The organism is Bradyrhizobium sp. Ghvi, assembly GCF_900115265.1.
In the GTDB taxonomy this organism is placed as follows: domain Bacteria; phylum Pseudomonadota; class Alphaproteobacteria; order Rhizobiales; family Xanthobacteraceae; genus Bradyrhizobium.
Window position 1 is genome coordinate 1 of sequence record NZ_FOVU01000029.1, and the last position, 18,178, is coordinate 18,178.

Consider the following 18,178-nt stretch of genomic DNA (forward strand, 5'->3'; position numbering starts at 1 on the left):
AGGACGCAGCCATCGACTGGCACTTCATCGCACCAGGAAAGCCGATGCAGAACGGCTTTGTCGAGAGCTTCAATGGCCGAATGCGCGACGAACTGCTCAACGAGACCCTGTTCTTCGAACTTGACGATGCTCGTGCCAAGATCGCGAACTGGGTTGCCGACTACAATCTCCAGCGGCCTCACTCGTCGCTGAAATACCTGACCCCAGCGGCCTATGCCGCCCACCTCACCGCAACGGACGACCGGCTGCGCAACCCCGACCAGCTCCGCCGATCGCCCGTTGCTCCACCCGCGCCACTTGGCGTACAAAACCCCGAGACTCTAACCGCCACCGGATGAAAACTCAGTGGCAGGTCACCGCCAACCCACCGCGCTTTTTAGAGAAGAGGCGCTCAGACTGGAGCGCCCGGATACGAGGGTAGGAAAGCCCGAGACAATGCGGTTGAGGCTACTGAGGCGGAGAACACGAACCCAATGATTCTGCCGCGCAGATGCTGCGGCTCACCGTACTTTGCGGACTTTCTTAAAAGAAACTGCTACCGATCTTGACTGAGGACATTCCAAACGCCCGATTGCGCGCTCCCGAGCTGAAATTGAGGTCCATTCGGATCGGCGAAGCGCCACCCGCCATTCGCAGGCATGCAAAATCGGAGACCTTGGCACAAGGCTCGATTGGCTGGTCAGAGTGGGCGCACTGATCCGGTGCGCATCATTTTACGTCCCCTGATGGGAAAAGCCGTAACCGACAGAAACCTGGGAATAAGGCGATGCCCCCTCGTTCGCTGGGCCGCCAACGGATTCCACATCCAACCGAAAACTTGTAGCGGCGGGTCAAGGTGGCCTCCGGCGAACATGCCGGAGGCCTTCTTCAAAGTTGAACTTGGAAATATCGACCAGCCTACGACAGCACCTTACCAGACGCGCTGGGCGCGGAGCCGAAATGTGAGACTGTTTTGGTCCTTCAGCTCGTACACAGCGGCCGGTTTGGCGATGCCAGCCTGCACGGGCAGCGTCACTGTACTTCCGCCCGCATACTTCTGGTCAAGCATCGTGTAAGAGAGGTCGGCCGTGAAAGTCAGGTTCTTGACAGGTGTCCAGTACGTGGCGGTGCCAACCACCGCATAGTTGAGGTCCGGGTTACAGCCGCCAACGCCGCTCGACAGCGCTAGGGTGCCGACGACCGCGCCGCAGATGTAACCCTTCGCCGTGCTGTTGTAACGCACAGCAGCCCAGGCGCCGTATAGACTGGTCACCCAGTGAGGATCCCAGTTGTGGGTGTAGGCACCATTGAAGCCATATGTCGTGGTCAGCTCCTGGCCGGCGCCTGCGACGAACACGGAATCAGACACACCGCCTATGCCAAGGCTTTGGTAAGCACCCGCCAAGCCCGTACCACCGTACATTGCGTAGGTGGTACCCATATAATCCTGGAAGTTGTAGCGGCTTGCACCGTTGCTATACACGCCCTGGATGTTAATGGTGTCACCAGCGCCAGTCGGGATGTTCTTGATCGACAATGCGAGCATGCCAGCCCAGCCCCACTTGTCGCCCGGATGGCCGGTCGTTTCATCGACACCATAATAGCCAGTATGGTTGTTATGCGCGGCAATCGCGGTCTGGAAGAGGCCCCACGCCTGATCGACACGAAGCATAGCGACGAGATCTGGAGCGCGCGTAGCGCCAATATCGTTCGCGCCGTACGCGCCGGTTGCGAGACCTGCGGCCGTCGCGCCACTCACGTTCCAGATGTTAGTCGTGTAGTTGACGACCTGGTCTTGAGCTGAGAAGGAAGCCGTGATGCCCTGACCGAAGTCGGCGGTGTAAGTGATCTGGTTCACAGCATCGTAGCCGCCGCCGCCAGGCAGGCCATCGAAAGTGTTGCCCGGATAATTGAACCAAGGAGTGGAGAACTGCGAGGCCGCCTTGCCGAACGTGAAACCGGCAAATTGGATAAAGGCATAATAGATACCGAGGGAACCGCCGGCGATCGAGCCGGTACCGGCCGCTCCTACCGCATTTCCGGAGTATGCGGTCGAGCCATTCACGGCAGTTGTGCCAGCACCGGTGTAGCCGCCGGACGTCCATGTGAACGCAGCATCAAAGTATGTGCGGACTACGCCATACTGGGTCGCAGTGCGCGTGTCTATGTTCAGATCTTCACGAGAACGGGTAGTGTAATAGTTGCTGAGCCGGTTATGCGCGGCAGCCACGCCAGCATTGGCAGCGTCATAGACACCGTTTGTGGCAAAGACAGTTTCCGCGCGCAAATACCCCCCCAGCTTGATGCAGGTGTCCGTACCCGGGAGATAGTAGAAGCCCGCGCCATACAGCGAGCAGATCTTCACGTATTCGACCGCCTTCGCCTTCACAGGAAGATCAGCTGCTTGCGCCCCAGCACCAGCACCAGCACCAGCACCAGCACCAGCAAACATTGCGGCAGAACCGAGGATTAGACTCTTTGTCAGTTTCATCGTTGAACCTCCAAGCTGGAAACGTCGTTTCCGTCCTTCAAAGATCCGCCGCTATGAGCCTCGCCCGACGGGCGGGTGCTTGACGGAACGACTTCGAGGACCCCCTCGCTGTCCATGGCTTTGTAATTTTGAATATCAATTGTCGCAATCAACTAATTAATGCAATTGATATTTGACGCCCGATCGTTGCAATTGAGCAACAGCCCTTTGCCGGCCCTCTAGTCTAAGGCGCACAAAAAAAGCCCCCAGGGGGCATCCCGGGGGCTTCCTTTGGAGATTTAGCATGACCGTCAGCCAATTTGTCTGAATGGTCAGGGGTATCAATAACCAAAATCAATTGTATATGTCAATTGATTTTCGCGTAGCCAATCTCGCTGCCGAGCGCTATCTCAGGTAGGCATTACCTGCGTTTTCCCGAGATAGATCAGCTTACCCCCTATCAGCGACAATAAGATTTGGCGAAAGACCAACATGACAGAAAAAGAATATCCGGAGAGGACGGTTCGGGATTTCATCTGGAATATTGTCGAGATCCACTCCCAACTCGAGGAAATTCATAAGAGCTGGGCTCAACTGCTAGGCATATCCGAATCGCAGTGGTTGATCCTGATGGCGATCGATGAGCTCGATGAAGGTCGGGGCGTTTCGGGAACAGCGGTTGCGAACAAGTTGCGGATCCATCCCGCCTTCGTCACCAACCAAACGAAGAAGCTCGAAAAGCTAGGACTCCTAGTCCGCGTAACGTCGCCCGATGACGCAAGGTTCCTGGAAATATCGCTCACACAAAAGGCGCTGACTGACATCGCGAATCTGTCAATCAAGAGACAAGCTCTCAACTCGACGATTTTTGCCGAGCTTGATGAGGAGACATTACGCTACCTGAATAGACGGCTAAGCTCGATCGCGAAGAATAGCCGATTGGCATCTCAAAAACTGGCTTTAGGCGTATTGTAGCCGACGCCGATCTCAACGCATTCTACAGTGCCTCCCCAAACTTGCGTCTCTTATAGTGCGGACGTTGAAGGAGCTGTACTGACGATTCGTTTACGCAATTGCCAGCGTTGACGAGGTCTTCATCTGCTAAAGGTTATGGAGCTGGACTGCTGCGAGCTTATGCTCGAGCCATTCGAAAATGCGATCGTCCGAAGTCACGAAGTTTTCGACCTCCCATGTGGGGCTCACCGGTGATACAGCCAACTCCAGGTCGATGCTCGCAGCGGCGCAGCCGGCTTTCAGATTGATCGCCTCCGTCTCGCTGACGATGCCGCGCCCCCCTGCAACCACTAGGGCTGGGCATCTCAATTGTCGCGCCAATCGCACGCGATGGATCGACATGAGGTCCTCGTCCACCACGTCTGCAGTCCTCGTCATCCAACCGACAGAGGCTAAAGTCCTAGCAGAATTCCAAAGGCCGCCGTCGCAGACCGCAGCAGCAACCCGGCGATCAAACACAGCGAAATCAGTAGCTAAAACAGCCGATAGCCCTTCTCCATAGACACCAATCCGCCTGGCATCAATCTCAGGCCGAGCTGACAAGTAATCGAAGCAACAAGAAAAGAAGTCTTCCGATTGGCGGGGCGAGTGATTTGCGAACTCGTCGTGAGAGACAACGAGGACCGAAATGCCTCGGGCAATCACCACGGGCAGGAGCCTTCCGAGCAGTGTCGCTCCTGTTTCTTCTTCCCTGCTGATGCAAATGACTGCCGGGGCGGGCAGATCGCGACCTCCGGCAGAAAAGTAATAGACTAGAAGTTCAGCGCAATCGCAGTCCAGAATTTTTACCCGCTGTATGATCCGCGCCAGAGATAATTCGAGCCTTTGAACGCCTGCCTCAATTTTCGCTGAAACGTCCGCACACTGTGGATCGTCATCATCCGCTAACCGCCTCGCAATTTCAAAAGCCGTTAGCGCACAAAGCCAAGCCTCTGTCGCCTCATCACAGGCGCCTTCCTTAGCGTTCAAGTCACCAAGGAAGCATTGATCATTGCCGATCTCTGTCCATTTGGTGATCCAGTTCTCCCGAGCTATGGTTCCGTGGTCGTCCTCACCAGGTAAATTGTCCAGGAACGCTGCTGCGCGTCGCCTTACGGACGAAAGATCACCCCTCACACGACGGCAAGCAGCGTGCTCCATCTGATTCGCCCCCTCGACGCTGATCCTCCCCTCCCTCAGGGTTGGTCAGCCAGTTCACTCTCCGGTATGCAGACAGTGGGAGCCGAAGCGACTGTATCGGCCAGCCAACTCCAACTCGGCTCATCTCCGCTTTGCAGAGATGTTACGGGACGACTAAAGTCGAGGTTTCCTAATGTACGGCCTTACAACTCCGAAATCCTGCGCCCGACGGCCAGTATCCGCAGGTTTTCTCGCACTCAAGTACTCCAGGTCCGCCCTCTTCATCGCGCGACATCGGACCGAGCTGCGAGCCTGATTCCGTGCGACTTGCACAATAAACGCTCACCCGATGGAGCGCCCCGTACATCCGTCGCAGACGATCTCCTTCTCGATCGAGGATTGATCTGGACGTGGCCTAGGACCACACAGCGACCATTTATCGCGCACCCCTATCTGGCGCTGGCCGACTAGCCTGTTTAAGAGCGGACAAGTTACTCAGCGGCACACAGTTCAGTCGGCCTCCGATTCCTTTACGAGTTCGTCCATAACCTGCTTCGTCGCCCGATAGGCCAGATCCACAATCTCGTCGATCTCGCTCTCGGACACAACGAGAGGCGGGGCAAAACCAAGAATGTCTCCGTGCGGCATTGCTCTCGCAATAAGCCCCCTGTCGCGAGCAGCTTTCGAGATCCGGGCGCCCACCTTGAGCTGCGGATCAAACCGCCGTTTCTTCTCGCGATCGGCAACAAATTCGATCGCACCTAGCAAACCTACGCCTCGCACTTCGCCGACGATCTCTAGTTGCGCAAACCGCTCCTTCAGTCGCCTGAGGAAGTGCGAGCCGACGATTCTGGCGCGGTCGCTCAGGCGCTCCCTCTCAACAATATCGAGAACTGCGTTCGCGGCAGCGGCAGCAATCGGATGACCTGAATAGGTATATCCGTGCGAAAATGCCCCAATTCGGTCTGCCGCTTCCTCCATGACGGCGTAGACCTTCTTTCCAACGATGGCCCCCGAGAGCGGCACGTATCCGGATGTCAGCCCTTTGGCGACTGTCACCAGATCCGGCTCAATCCCGTAAAGTGAGCTGCCGAAGTCAGCGCCGGTTCGACCGAATCCACAAATCACCTCGTCGGCGATCAGAAGAATGTCATAGCCCCTGAGCACGGCCTGAACTTCGCGCCAGTAGCCGGTAGGAGGCGGTGTAATACCGCCCGTACCCAGTACCGGCTCAGCAATAAAGGCACCAATTGTTTCCGGCCCTTCTCGTACAATCAGCTTTTCAAGCTCAGCTGCACGCCGGCAAGAGAAAGACTCCTCCGTCTCACCGGGCTCCGCGCCCCAATAGTGGTGCGGTGCGCCAGTATGCAAGATGCCCGGGAAGGGAAGGTCCATGTGATCATGGTAGAACGACATACCAGTCATTGAACCGGAAATCACCGAGCAGCCATGATAGCCGCGCTCGCGCGCGATGATCTTCTTCTTCTTGGGGTAACCGCGTAGATTATTGTAATACCAGACGAGCTTAGCCTGTGTTTCGTTGGCGTCTGATCCGGACAGCCCGAAGAATACTTTGCTCGGCTTGCCCGGTGCCATTCGCACGAGACGATCCGAGAGAGTTGCCAGCTCTTCTGTCGTGTGAGCCGCATAAGTGTGATAGTATGCAAGTTGGTAGGCCTGCCGCGCAATGGCCTCTGCTACTTCGGTCCGGCCGTATCCGATATTCACACAGTAGAGGCCAGCGAAAGCGTCAATGTAGCTACGTCCCCGCGCGTCTTCGATGCGAATGCCCTTTCCCCCAGCCACAATCGTGGGATCACCAATCTTGCCGGTGGCAAAGTCCTTGAGTTGCGTGAAGGGATGTAGAACAGTTGAGCGATCTCGTTCAGCGATAGTCTTGATATCGATCATTCCAGTTCTCCTAAACTGCCAAATCGCCGAAGCAGACGTATTTCAGCTCCATGTATTCCGCGAGACCGTGCCGTGACCCTTCGCGACCGAGCCCGGATTGCTTCCATCCGCCGAAAGGAATGGGCGGGCCCGTGAATGACGCTGTATTGATACCGAGCATGCCGTATTCCAACCGTTCAGAGAGTCGGAGTGCTCGACGCAGGTCGTCGGTGTAGACGTATCCAGCGAGTCCCATTTCGCTCGCATTCGCTCGAGCGACGACCTCTTCCTCAGACCCGAACGGTAGCACGGCAGCCACAGGGCCGAATGTTTCCTCGCGCGCAATGAGCATGTCGTCGGTGACTTCAGCAAGCAGCGTCGGGAAAACGAAATTTGGACCTGGACTGACATCCCGACTCGCGGAAATGACTCGCGCCCCCTTTGTGACAGCGTCATCGATTTGGGCCTTGCACTTGTTGGCGACCGACAACTTCGTCATTGGCCCGATATCAGTGGCAGGCTCAAGACCATGACCGAGCTTGAGCTGAGTCACCGACGCGCCAAACGCCTCGACGAAGGCATCATAGATGCTCCTTTGCACGTAAATGCGGTTGGCAGCCAGACAATCCTGACCCGACGTAGCAAATTTTGCGGCTACCGCTCCTTTGACAGCTTTCTCCAGATCGACATCGTCAAAGATTACGAAGGGAGCATGCCCCCCCAGCTCGAGCGAAACCTTCTTTACCGTGTCGGCCGCCCCTTCCAGAAGGAGACGGCCAACCTGGGTAGAACCGGTGAATGAGAGAGCGCGTATTCTTGTATCGCGCAAAAGAGGTGTCGAAAGTTCGGCGGGATTGCCGACGAGCACCTGAAACACGCCACGGGGCACCCCAGCCTCTTCGGCCAGCCTGGCGACGGCAAGTGCAGAAAGCGGCGTCTCCGCTGCAGGCTTCACAATCATCGGACAACCAGCCGCAAGAGCAGCTCCGGCTTTTCGGGCAATCATGGCGACAGGGAAATTCCACGGGGTGATCGCCGCCGTAAGACCGATGGGCTGCATTCGCACCTGAAGCAGACTTCCAGGCTTGTGGCTAGGGATCGTCTCGCCGTATGCGCGCTCGCCCTCCGCAGCGAACCACTCGAGAAATCCAGCACCGTACGTGATTTCATGGCGCGCCTCAGCGAGCGGCTTGCCTTGCTCGCTCGTCACCAGGACGGCAAGCTCTTCCGAATGGTCGAGCATCAACGACGCCCAGGACCTGAGGATCGCCCCGCGCCGCGCCGGCAACAATTCTCGCCAGGCAGCAAAGGCCCTTTCAGCCGCCGCGATCGCTACATTCACATTCTCGGCAGAGCAACGGGCAACATCCGCTATCTCTTCCCCAGTAGCGGGATCGACAACAACGTCCCTCTCCTCGCCCACAATCCACCGGCCATCGATGAGCGCATCTCCCGCCACAAAGTCTCGACGACGGAGACTTTCTAGGTGCCTCTTGGCAAGCCCGACCAGTTGCGAACTCTTGTGCCGGACAGTTTGAAGGGCCATTTGAAGTCCCGAATGGTCGTTGTTGAAATTGCCGCAGCAAACAGGATACTGATGTCACAAACAGATTTGCATCGCATTTTTCTGCCGTTCAGATTATTTCCTGCAACCCATAGCCATTTCGCGACGAAATGCACCTGAGGGCTGAAGACGGTCATGCAATACGATCGAATAGACGCACGCATTCTCGAGATTGTGCAAAAGAACAACCGGCTGACTTCAGAGGAGATCGGCGAACTCGCTGGTCTTTCCGCTACCGCATGCCAACGACGACTAAAGAGACTCCGTTCGGAAGGCATCATCGAGGCGGATGTCTCGATAGTTTCGGCGAAGGCGGTCGGAAGACCGATTCAAATGCTCGTGCTTGTGAGTCTCGAGCGAGAGCGTTCAGATATAATCGACAAGTTCAAGAAGGCGATCAAATCGTCGGCCGAAGTCGTGAATGGATTTTACGTCACCGGCGACGCCGATTTTGTCCTGTACATTACCGCTCGTACGATGGAAGATTACGAGCAGTTCACTCGACGCTTCTTCTATGAGAACTCCGACATCAAGGGGTTCAGGACAATGGTGATATTGGATCGGGTAAAGGCCGGCCTTTCCATTCCAATCAAGATTCTGCCCGAAGATTGATGCGAGTGTTTCACCTCGCGCAATCCAGCGCCCGCGCCTTTTTTCATCGCGCATTCGCATATAACGCGCAAAACCCGCACCCTAACGCCCCTACTCTGTGCTGCTGTCACATGTCAGCTTGACGCGGCTTCCAATATCTCGTCGCATTCAGTTGAGTGACTCATCCATTCTGACGGGACCATCCAATTGTAGGAACTTGGCGGTTAAGGAGGTTCAAGCAACCTCGCCTCAACCGATCGAGATATCAAAGCCATGTCCACCCGCCACGTGAGCGGCATCAATTTTGAAGTCATAACCGCGGCCGAGCAAGATATGCAGTACCTTGCGGCGGGAACAGTGCCCAGAGACTACATATCACTGGGCGCGATCCGCGCAGCGACGTCAACATGTCCCGCAAGATTGACAAAACAGTCCGACGATTGCTTGGCGCTCACTCTCACGGGAGATCCGGATTCTCGCCCAAGAGGTAGCGACTGCACACCAACCGGGGTTCTCCTGGACGCTAGAGGGTTTCATGAGCCTTTCGGGCGCAGAATGCGCCAAGTAGACGAGATAAAGAAAACGCTTTCTCAGCGAGAGTCGGAATTTCCCGGGCCATTACCGGTCTGGTCCAACACCACATTTTTGATGGGGAGCCAGGTCCCGACATGACCGATCCGTCCAAGCCCCTGACGTTCGGCGCCGATGGGATCACCGCTCCGCTACGATTTCCGACATTCCGCCGCATCTGGCTTGCGAGCCTGCTCTCCAATCTCGGTATTCTGATTCAGGGCGTTGGCGCAGCTTGGGCGATGACACAGATGACTTCGTCAGCCGACAAAGTCGCGCTGGTGCAGACCGCGCTGATGTTGCCGGTCATGTTGATTTCGATGCCAGCCGGGGCGGTTGCTGACATGCACGACCGGCGCAAAGTGGCACTGGTGTCGCTGGGTATCACACTCGCCGGCGCGACGATGTTGACGACGCTCGCCTGGTTGGACTTGGTTACGCCGAATGTCTTGCTCGCACTCTGTTTTGCGGTGGGCAGCGGCATGGCGCTAATGGGACCGGCTTGGCAAGCCTCGGTAAGCGAGCAGGTGCCCTCGGAAGCGCTGCCTGCGGCCGTCGCGCTTAACGGCATTAGCTACAATATCGCACGCAGTGTCGGCCCTGCGATCGGCGGCATTGCCGTTGCTACGGCCGGCGCAGTGGCCGCGTTCGCGCTCAACGCTCTGCTTTACTTGCCGTTGATAGCTGCGCTGTTCTTGTGGAAGCGCATCACTGAACCCTCGCGCCTCCCGCCTGAAACACTCAACCGCGCAATCGTTTCTGGCGTGCGCTATATCATCAATTCACCATCGATCAAGATCGTGCTAACGCGCTCCCTGGTCACCGGCATGATCGGTGGCGCCATCATTGCCCTGATGCCGCTGGTGGTCCGCGATCTCCTACATGGAGGCGCTGAAACATATGGTATGATGGCTAGCGCCTTTGGCCTCGGGGCGGTGATCGGCGCGCTCAATATCGCCGAGGTCCGCAAGCGCATGAGCGGCGAGGCAGCGATACGCGCCTGTGCTATGTCGATGGGCGGGGCGCTTACCGCGGTGGCGCTGAGCCACGAGCCGGTTCTGACGGCCATCGCGCTGGTGTTGGCGGGCGCCGTATGGATGATGGCATGGGTGCTGTTTAGCATTGGCGTGCAGCTGTCGGCGCCACGCTGGGTGGCGGGGCGATCGCTCGCGGCCTATCAGGCGGCCGGCTCAGGCGGGATTGCCGTTGGTAGCTGGGCTTGGGGCCATGTGACAAATGCCGCTGGGGTTGACGTGGCGCTCCTAGTCGCGGCAGGCTTGCTGCTCGCCTCCCCTCTCCTCGGCCTTTGGCTGCCCATGCCGCGCATCAGCGCGCGGGGCGAAGAGCCTGAGATGCTCGAAGATCCCAAGGTTCGGCTGGCGCTGACCGGACGCAGCGGCCCGCTTGTGGTGGAGATCGAATATCGCGTCGCGCAAGAGAATGCGCGTCCCTTCCACAATGTGATGCAGGAGGTGCAGCGGTTTCGACAACGCAACGGAGCTTATGGCTGGTCGATTGCGCGCGACATTGCGGATCCCGAACTGTGGACTGAGCGCTATCACTGCCCGACATGGCTCGATTATTTGCGCCAGCGCAACCGCGCGACCCAATCAGAACGCGCGCTGGACCGGAAGGCCACAGCTTTTCATATTGGTACTGAGCCCGTACGCGTCAGACGCATGCTGGAGCGTCCGTTTGGGTCGGTACGCTGGAAGGATGAATCCCCGGACCGAGCTGCGAACGAGGTCTTGCCCGTTAATTGCGAGGGAAGCGGTGCGAAGTAGCTGTGAGTTCTAGACAACGGAGAAGAAGTTCTGAGGAAGACCGAATCGCGCATGCATTGGCGGCGCCTGGGGCATCGCTCGAAGTTCCAACTCCCGATCTTCTTCAGAAGCGAAACCAGTCGTTCAGCGTGGTGGTGATGCCGCCCAAAAAGCGAAAAGGAAGGGCCATCGCCCCATATGGACGGCCGCCGCTGGATCGAGGCGCCGATTTCCTCCTCAGGTGCGAAACTGCCTCAATGGGACTTGGAGCTATTGGGATAGGGGAGCCTCACGGCTCTCCACACCACCGTACATACGGTTCCGCATACAGCGGTTCACCGGATTGAGCTCGAAACGGTTTGTTTTGTGTCCGCGCCACAGGCTCCAACAATAAAATCCGTTGTGTCAACTTCGATCCCTTCGAGCGACGCCGTCCCGGCTTCACCCTTTTCTCGTGGCTCCAAAGGCCAGTGACCTGGATTTCAGGCCCATGGCCGGCTCGAGGCTTCCGCAACGCTCCGCCTACTATGCCGTCTACTGACTTCTCGGTCGCGATCACGAACCTTTCGGCCGCTCGGTCCGTATCCCTCGTCTCCCTCCGGTGAGGGCCGTCTTGCCGGGTTAAGAGGAGTGCTGTGTAACAGCCCTTATGGACAGCAATAAGTTCAGTGCACAGATTGAACGGTTCGAGGTTGTCGAGACTGGCCGTCGCCGTCGCTGGACGGATGACGAGAAACTCAAGATCGTTCTGGAGAGTTTGCAGGCTCCGCGCGCGGTCTCATCCACAGCGCGACGATACGGCATCTCGCGCTCGCTCTTGTTGACTTGGCGACGATCGTTTGGAGCGCGGACGAGCGATACTGAACAACCTCAGCCAGCGTTTGTGCCGGCGATGGTGGTGCCGGACCAACCGCCGGTGCCGCCAATAGATTTAGCGGGGCCAGCGAGCGGGCGCATGGAGATTGTCATCGGCAAGGGCTGTCGGGTGATCGTGGACGCCGGCGTTGATATGACCGCGTTGTCTCGCGTGTTGGATCTGCTGGAGCGGCGATGATCCCGATCGCGGCAGGGGCAAGAATCTGGATCGCGACCGGTCACACTGACATGCGCAAAGGCATGCAGGGTCTGGCATTGCTGGTGCAGGAGGGGCTGGGGCGAGATCCTTTTGCCGGCGACGTCTTCGTGTTCCGTGGTCGTGCTGGCACACTGATCAAGGCGCTTTGGCACGACGGGACCGGGCTATCGCTTTACGCCAAGCGATTGGACCGTGGCCGCTTCATATGGCCCGCGACGGTGGATGGGGTGGTGTCGCTGACGGCAGCTCAGATGGGCTATTTGCTGGAGGCGATCGACTGGCGCAATCCGCAACACAGCTGGCGGCCGCAGAGCGCCGGATAGATTGCGCAATAGTCCCGTGAGATTGCAAAAAGCGCGCGCCAAATCGCGGTTTTTGTGATTCCATCGATGCATGGGTGACGATCCCGAGAAGCTGCCGGAAGATATTGAGGCGCTCCAAGCGGCGTTGCTGGCGACGCGTGCCGAACTCGCCAGCGTTCGCGCCCAGCAGTCCGACGACCATGCGCTGATCGCTCACCTGAAGCTGCAGATCAAAAAGCTGAACCGTGATCGTCATGGCCCTCGCTCGGAGCGTACCGCAAGGCTACTGGATCAGCTCGAACTGACGTTGGAGGAGCTCGAGGCTTCCGCGACTGAGGACGAACTCGCTGCCGAAATGGCCGCGGCCAAGACGACAAAGGTGGCCTCGTTCACGCGCAAGCGGCCGTCGCGCCAGCCGTTCCCGGAGCATCTGCCTCGCGAGCGGGTGCTCGTGCCGGGACCGACGTCGTGCATCTGCTGCGGCGGTTTGCGGCTGTCCAAGCTTGGCGAGGACATCACCGAGACGCTGGAGGTGATCCCGAAATCCTGGAAGGTGATCCAGCACGTCCGGGAGAAGTTCAGCTGCCGTGATTGCGAGAAGATCAGTCAAGCCCCGGCGCCGTTCCACGTCATCGCTCGTGGTTGGGCCGGCCCCAGCTTGCTGGCAATGGTGCTGTTCGAAAAATTCGGCCAGCACCAGCCGCTGAACCGGCAGGCCGAACGCTATGCCAAGGAAGGCGTGCCGATCAGCCTGTCGACCCTCGCTGACCAGGTTGGTGGCTGCACGGTTGCGCTGACGCCCTTGTTCCGGCGCCTTGAGGCCCATGTGCTGAGTGCCGAGCGATTGCACGGGGATGACACGACGGTGCCGGTCCTGGCCAAAGGCAAGACCGACACCGGCCGCATCTGGGTCTATGTACGCGACGACAAGCCTTTTGGCGGGCAGGCGCCGCCGGGGGCAGTGTTTTATTACTCGCGCGATCGCGCCGGCGAGCATCCCCAGGCTCATTTGGCCGGCTATAGCGGCATCTTCCAGGCCGATGCCTATGGCGGCTATGGCAAGCTTTACGAGGCGGGCCGCAACGCAGGTCCGATCCTGGAAGCCGCGTGCTGGGTCTATGCCAGACGGCCGTTCTTCGTGATGGCTGATCTGGCGGAGAATGCGCGCCGCAAGATACAGGGCAAAAAGCCTGCGGTGATCTCGCCGCTGGCACTGGAAGCAGTCCGCCGGATCGATGCCCTGTTCGAGATCGAGCGCGGCATCAACGGCGAGACGCCCGAGCGGCGCCGGGCCGTGCGCCAGGAGCTCAGCGCGCCGCTCGCCGCCGATTTGGAAACATGGATGCGTGAGCAACGCGCCAAGCTCTCTCGGCGCAACGACGTTGCCAAGGCGATGGACTATATGCTCAAGCGCTGGGGCTCGTTCACCCGCTTCCTTGAGGACGGCCGCATCTGCCTGTCGAACAACGCCGCCGAACGAGCCCTGCGCGGCATCGCCCTGGGGCGGAAGTCTTGGCTGTTCTGTGGCTCCGACCGAGGTGGTGACCGGGCCGCGATGATGTACAGCCTGATCGTCACAGCCAAGATGAACGACATCGATCCACAAGCTTGGCTCGCCGACGTCCTGGCGCGCATCGCTGCACATCCGGCCTACCGGCTCGACGAACTCTTGCCCTGGAATTGGCGGGACCGGAATAAGCAAGCCGATCAGGCTGCCTGAGTGACCGCTGCGCGGTACTCACCGGATGCTTACTATCCCTCCGGCGGCGGCCGCCTTGCTTAGTTAGCGAGGTGGCCTGAGGATTTGACCTTAAGTCTAGCTTTAAGGTCACGTCGGGAATGCAGGTCAATGTGTTGGGCGCCGAGCGTCGGCGGCGATGGAGTTACGACGAGAAGGTTCGCCTTGTCGAAGAGACCTTGCAGCCTGGGGAGACGGTCTGCGGTGTGGCACGTCGGCACGGGGTGGCTCACAGCCTGCTGTTCACCTGGCGTCGACAAGCGCGCCAGGGGCAGCTAGGCGGGGATGTCACATCTGCGCTTGTTCCCGTCGAGATCACGTCTGTGGCAGCTCCGATCTCGAGCAGCGCGTCACAACCGTCGTCTTCACCGGCAGCGCAGCGTGCAAAAGCTGGAATCATCGAGATTGATCTCGGGGGCGGTTGTCGTGTTCGCGTTGACCGTGACGTGGACGTTGAGGCGCTGCAGCGGGTTCTTGAGCTTCTGAGACGGCGATGATCCCGATCCCGAGCGGCGTAAGGGTCTGGATCGCCACCGGCCACACCGACATGCGCCGCGGGATGCAAAGCCTGGCGCTTGCGATCCAGGAGAGCCTGAAGCGCGATCCTCATGCTGGCGATCTCTACATCTTCCGGGGGCGCCGCGGCGATTTGGTCAAAATCCTCTGGCATGACGGGCTTGGCATGTCGCTCTACCCCAAGCGCCTGGATCGCGGCAAGTTCATCTGGCCCTCGGCGTCGGACGGCGCAATATCGATCTCGGCGGCGCAAATGGCTTACATGCTCGAAGGCATCGACTGGCGGAATCCCCAACTGAGCTGGCGGCCGCAGAGCGCGGGCTGAGCGCAGAATCTGTAGCTTCTTGCATTTTGGGGAATCCCATCGCGTCCAATCTGTGATTCACTGCGTCTCATGGATGCCGACCGCGACGCTGCTCCGGATGAGCTTGCCGCCCTGAAGAAGGCGCTGGCAGTCGAGCGCGCGAAGGGTGTCGAGATCGCCGCCGAACTCGCGGCGCCCGCGCGAAAGCGTCAGAAGATGAAGCGCTGATCGCGCAACAGAAGCTGCAGATTGCCAAGCTAAGGCATCAAATCTACGGCCAGCGGTCGGAGCGGTCGTCGCGCCTGATCGAGCAGTTGGCGCTGACGTTCGAGGAGCTGGAAACCGACGCCACCGAGGACGAGCTTGCGGCGGAACGGGCGGTGGCTAGGACGACGACGGTGCGGGGATTTACCCGCAAGCGTGCCGAGCGCCAGACCTTCCCCGAGCACCTTCCCCGGGAACGGGTGGTAATCGATGGACCCACGGCTTGTGAATGTTGCGGCAGTAGCCGCCTGCGCAAGCTCGGCGAGAGACGTGACGCGGACGCTGGAAGTGGTGCCGCGCCAGTGGAAGGTGATCGAGACGGTCCGGGAGAAGTTCTCCTGTCGCGACTGCGAGAAGATCAGCCAGGCGCCGGCACCGTTCCATGCCGTCCCCCGGGGATGGGCTGGCCCAAGCCTGTTGGCCATGATCGTGTTCGAGAAGTTCGGTCAGCATCAGCCCTTGAACCGCCAGGCCGAGCGCTACGCCCTGGAAGGCGTGCCGATCGCACTGTCGACCATGGCAGATGCCGTAGGCGCAGTCTGTGCCTCGCTGGATCCCCTGCTGCGCCTGCTGGAAGCCCATGTCATGGCGGCCGAGCGCCTGCATGCCGACGATACGACCGTGCCGGTGCTGGCCAAGGGCAAGACCGATACGGGACGATGCTGGATCTACGTCCGGGACGACCGGCCGTTTGGCGGCGCCGGGCCGCCGGCGGCGATGTTCTACTACTCCCCGCGACCGCAAGGGCGAGCATCCCCAGGCGCATCTGGCGGGGTATGCCGGCATCCTGCAGGCGGACGCCTATGACGGGTACAACCAGCTCTATCTGGCGGGACGCCACCCAGGACCGATCCGCGAAGCGGCGTGTTGGGTCCATGCGCGGCGCCCATTCTTCGCCATGGCCGATATTGAAGAGAATGCGCGTCGCAAGGCCACCGGCAAGAAGGAGATCCCGCTCTCGCCCATCGCGGTCGAGGTCGTGCGGCGGATCGATGCGCTGTTCGAGATCGAGCGCTCCATCAATGGCAGGAGCCCTGAAGAGCGTCTGGAGATCCGACAGACGCTGAGCCGGCCTCTTGTCGAGGGCCTGCAGGTCTAAATGCGGGAGCAGCTCGCCAAGCTGTCCCGTGGGCACGACCTGGCCAAGGCGTTCAACTACATCTTGAAGCGGTGGGCGAGCTTCACGCTGTTCCTGGAGGACGGACGAGTCTGTCTCTCGAACAATGCCGCCGAAAGAGGCTTGCGAGGCATCGCTCTTGGACGGAAATCCTGGTTGTTCTGCGGCTCTGATCGCAGCGGACGGGGCGCGGCTTCCATGTACAGCTTGATCATCACGGCCAAAATGAATGGCGTCGATCCACAGGCCTGGTTCACCGATATCGTCGCCCGCATCGCCGCCCACCCGGCTCATCGGCTGGACGAGCTTCTGCCCTGGAATTGGACGCCAGGATCAGCGATCGCTGCGCAAGCAGCGTGATCTGCGAGCCGATGGCGCTGATGCGACGGCTAACCCGCCTGTGGCCTACGCCGGATGCTTACGGAGGTCCGGTCGGGCACGCAAAAGATCTCCCAAGGTAAGTTCGACCGCCTTCCCTGCACGCCGCCGGAATTAGCACCCAACCTTGATGATTGTGGACTTTGCGATAATTGGCTCGCTCGTCCGGTGCAGCGACCAGCGCTGCGAATCATCCGCTCGCTCAAATCCGCCGCCTGTTGAGCTAGCGGCATCGCGGACCGATGTTGAGCTGTACCGAACGCTTATCATCAGGATCGTAGTCGCGCCTCTTGAGGAGCCTCCCTCCATAATCGAGGGCCAAACTGCACCAATGATCCAATTCTCAAAGGTTCTCTGCGAAAATCGTTCTCATGAGCAGCATTCCAGCCTTGGATATCGCGTATCGAATGACATTCAGGAGTGCGCCCGATTTGGACCGTTCAGTAATGACCAATTACCACTCCGGAGTGCGACGTGAGAATTAGAGCGGTTCGCGTACAAAATTTCAGAGGCTTTGAAGACGAGACAGTTTCATTCGGCTCATGCACCTGTTTGGTTGGTCCCAACGGGGCAGGGAAATCGACGATCCTGTCTGCGCTGAACGTATTCTTTCAAGAGGCGAGCAGTGCAACTGACGTAGCAACGCTCACGGCAGAGGATTTCCACGGCGGGAACACGGATATTCCCGTTCAGATCACTGTCACATTCGGTCAGCTTAGCGAGGCGGCTAAAGGGGCGCTAACGCACTACGTGCGCCATGGCGAGCTGGTGATCACTTCAGTGGCGGTTTTCGACCCTCAAACAGCTAAGGCTCCTGTCATTCAGTGGGGAGAACGGCTTGTTTTCAAACAGTTCGCTCCGTTTTTCGAGGACGATAAGAACAAAGCCACGGTCGAGCCTCTTCGCGCCCGCTTCTTCGAGATAACGAAAGGATTGTCTGATTTTCCCGATATCGGTAAAAAGCCCACCAAGGCGGCCATGGTCGATGCTCTTCGATCTTACGAGGAGGCCCGCCCGGAAATTTGCGAAACTCAGCGAAGTAGCGATCATTTCTACGGCGTCGGCAAGAGCTGGACCGGCTGGTGATGGAGCGCGGCAAGCCGAAGATGGTGGTCAGCGACAACGGCAGCGAGTTCACCAGCAACGCCATCCTCAGCTGGGCCGACCAGAGCCGTGTCGACTGGCACTACATCGCGCCGGGCAAGCCCATGCAGAATGCCTTCATCGAGAGCTTCAACGGCCGGCTGCGCGATGAATTGCTCAACGAGACGCTGTTCACGTCGCTGGCCCAAGCCCGCGTCGCGCTCGGATGCTGGCGCGCCGATTACAACGACGCACGACCACACTCGCGGCTCGGATGGAAGACGACGTCCGAATTCGCCTTCACCTGCCACCCGCGCCGGGATCTGGCGCTGCGCTATGCCGAAGGCTCCGCGCCAGCTCCCGTTGCTCCCACCGCCCAACCGGGCAAATCCAACGACCGGGGCGAACTCAGAACTGGATAAAACTTTGGGGCAAGGTCAC

The 18,178-nt window shown here is 59.1% G+C and carries 14 protein-coding genes and 2 pseudogenes; 12 read left to right on the forward strand and 4 right to left on the reverse strand.

Annotation, left to right across the window (positions count from 1 at the left end; genetic code table 11):
- Window positions 1–338: integrase core domain-containing protein (locus tag BM374_RS37180; RefSeq protein ID WP_143270352.1), on the forward strand; the 338-nt coding region annotated here is incomplete at its 5' end.
- Window positions 339–910: 572 nt separating this feature from the next.
- Here the strand turns inward: BM374_RS37180 and BM374_RS37185 are convergent.
- A complete protein-coding gene (locus BM374_RS37185) occupies window positions 911–2,470 on the reverse strand; it encodes a porin (protein ID WP_092303871.1) in 1,560 nt (519 codons plus the stop codon).
- Between the two features lie 471 nt (window positions 2,471–2,941).
- Between BM374_RS37185 and BM374_RS37190 the strand changes: the two genes are divergently transcribed.
- Window positions 2,942–3,424, forward strand: coding sequence for a MarR family winged helix-turn-helix transcriptional regulator (locus BM374_RS37190; RefSeq protein ID WP_092303873.1), 483 nt, complete (start codon window positions 2,942–2,944; stop codon window positions 3,422–3,424).
- Between the two features lie 126 nt (window positions 3,425–3,550).
- On the opposite strand, the gene BM374_RS37195 is transcribed toward BM374_RS37190, so the two are convergent.
- The 3 genes from BM374_RS37195 to BM374_RS37205 all read right to left on the reverse strand — a co-directional run bounded on the left by BM374_RS37195 (window position 3,551) and on the right by BM374_RS37205 (window position 7,982).
- Window positions 3,551–4,603 carry an alpha/beta hydrolase family protein gene (locus tag BM374_RS37195; RefSeq protein WP_092303875.1) on the reverse strand — a complete coding sequence of 351 codons (1,053 nt, stop codon included), beginning with the start codon at window positions 4,601–4,603 and terminating at the stop codon, window positions 3,551–3,553.
- Window positions 4,604–5,092: 489 nt separating this feature from the next.
- Complete coding sequence (locus tag BM374_RS37200; RefSeq protein WP_092303877.1) at window positions 5,093–6,493, reverse strand: aminotransferase; 1,401 nt, start codon at window positions 6,491–6,493, stop codon at window positions 5,093–5,095.
- A 10-nt stretch (window positions 6,494–6,503) separates the two neighbouring features.
- Window positions 6,504–7,982 carry an NAD-dependent succinate-semialdehyde dehydrogenase gene (locus BM374_RS37205; RefSeq protein ID WP_092303894.1) on the reverse strand — a complete coding sequence of 493 codons (1,479 nt, stop codon included), beginning with the start codon at window positions 7,980–7,982 and terminating at the stop codon, window positions 6,504–6,506.
- A 189-nt stretch (window positions 7,983–8,171) separates the two neighbouring features.
- Between BM374_RS37205 and BM374_RS37210 the strand changes: the two genes are divergently transcribed.
- From BM374_RS37210 to BM374_RS37255, 10 genes and pseudogenes are all read left to right on the forward strand, one after another.
- Window positions 8,172–8,648: an Lrp/AsnC family transcriptional regulator gene (locus BM374_RS37210; protein WP_092303879.1), complete on the forward strand. Its 477-nt coding sequence runs from the start codon at window positions 8,172–8,174 to the stop codon at window positions 8,646–8,648.
- 647 nt (window positions 8,649–9,295) lie between these two features.
- Entirely contained in the window at window positions 9,296–10,981 is a 1,686-nt protein-coding gene (locus tag BM374_RS37215) for an MFS transporter (protein WP_092303881.1), read from the forward strand.
- Window positions 10,982–11,609: 628 nt separating this feature from the next.
- On the forward strand, window positions 11,610–12,014 hold the full coding sequence (gene tnpA / locus BM374_RS37220; protein WP_092303883.1) for an IS66-like element accessory protein TnpA: 405 nt from the start codon (window positions 11,610–11,612) through the stop codon (window positions 12,012–12,014).
- Window positions 12,011–12,358: an IS66 family insertion sequence element accessory protein TnpB gene (gene tnpB / locus BM374_RS37225; RefSeq protein ID WP_092303885.1), complete on the forward strand. Its 348-nt coding sequence runs from the start codon at window positions 12,011–12,013 to the stop codon at window positions 12,356–12,358. The genes tnpA (BM374_RS37220) and tnpB (BM374_RS37225) overlap by 4 nt, the downstream gene beginning before the upstream one ends.
- 70 nt (window positions 12,359–12,428) lie before the next feature.
- Window positions 12,429–14,057 carry an IS66 family transposase gene (tnpC, locus tag BM374_RS37230; RefSeq protein ID WP_092303887.1) on the forward strand — a complete coding sequence of 543 codons (1,629 nt, stop codon included), beginning with the start codon at window positions 12,429–12,431 and terminating at the stop codon, window positions 14,055–14,057.
- A 119-nt stretch (window positions 14,058–14,176) separates the two neighbouring features.
- Window positions 14,177–14,572, forward strand: coding sequence for an IS66-like element accessory protein TnpA (gene tnpA / locus BM374_RS40450; protein WP_092303889.1), 396 nt, complete (start codon window positions 14,177–14,179; stop codon window positions 14,570–14,572).
- Window positions 14,569–14,916, forward strand: a complete 348-nt coding sequence (tnpB, locus tag BM374_RS37240) for an IS66 family insertion sequence element accessory protein TnpB (RefSeq protein ID WP_092303891.1) — start codon at window positions 14,569–14,571, stop codon at window positions 14,914–14,916. The genes tnpA (BM374_RS40450) and tnpB (BM374_RS37240) overlap by 4 nt, the downstream gene beginning before the upstream one ends.
- 69 nt (window positions 14,917–14,985) lie before the next feature.
- A pseudogene (tnpC, locus tag BM374_RS37245) lies at window positions 14,986–16,636 on the forward strand (IS66 family transposase).
- Between the two features lie 492 nt (window positions 16,637–17,128).
- Window positions 17,129–17,740, forward strand: a complete 612-nt coding sequence (locus BM374_RS37250) for an AAA family ATPase (protein ID WP_177248808.1) — start codon at window positions 17,129–17,131, stop codon at window positions 17,738–17,740.
- Window positions 17,710–18,159 (forward strand): annotated as a pseudogene (locus BM374_RS37255) (integrase core domain-containing protein); the annotation flags it as partial. The gene BM374_RS37250 and the pseudogene BM374_RS37255, both read left to right, overlap by 31 nt.
- Window positions 18,160–18,178 lie beyond the last annotated feature (19 nt).

Excerpts from the sequence above, each read along its gene's own strand:
- BM374_RS37185 (WP_092303871.1), bottom strand. The coding sequence starts at position 2,470 with ATGAAACTGACAAAGAGTCTAATCCTCGGTTCTGCCGCAATGTTTGCT.
- BM374_RS37190 (WP_092303873.1), top strand. The coding sequence starts at position 2,942 with ATGACAGAAAAAGAATATCCGGAGAGGACGGTTCGGGATTTCATCTGG.
- BM374_RS37195 (WP_092303875.1), bottom strand. The coding sequence starts at position 4,603 with ATGGAGCACGCTGCTTGCCGTCGTGTGAGGGGTGATCTTTCGTCCGTA.
- BM374_RS37200 (WP_092303877.1), bottom strand. The coding sequence starts at position 6,493 with ATGATCGATATCAAGACTATCGCTGAACGAGATCGCTCAACTGTTCTA.
- BM374_RS37210 (WP_092303879.1), top strand. The coding sequence starts at position 8,172 with ATGCAATACGATCGAATAGACGCACGCATTCTCGAGATTGTGCAAAAG.
- BM374_RS37215 (WP_092303881.1), top strand. The coding sequence starts at position 9,296 with ATGACCGATCCGTCCAAGCCCCTGACGTTCGGCGCCGATGGGATCACC.
- tnpA (WP_092303883.1), top strand. The coding sequence starts at position 11,610 with ATGGACAGCAATAAGTTCAGTGCACAGATTGAACGGTTCGAGGTTGTC.
- tnpB (WP_092303885.1), top strand. The coding sequence starts at position 12,011 with ATGATCCCGATCGCGGCAGGGGCAAGAATCTGGATCGCGACCGGTCAC.
- tnpC (WP_092303887.1), top strand. The coding sequence starts at position 12,429 with ATGGGTGACGATCCCGAGAAGCTGCCGGAAGATATTGAGGCGCTCCAA.
- tnpA (WP_092303889.1), top strand. The coding sequence starts at position 14,177 with ATGCAGGTCAATGTGTTGGGCGCCGAGCGTCGGCGGCGATGGAGTTAC.
- tnpB (WP_092303891.1), top strand. The coding sequence starts at position 14,569 with ATGATCCCGATCCCGAGCGGCGTAAGGGTCTGGATCGCCACCGGCCAC.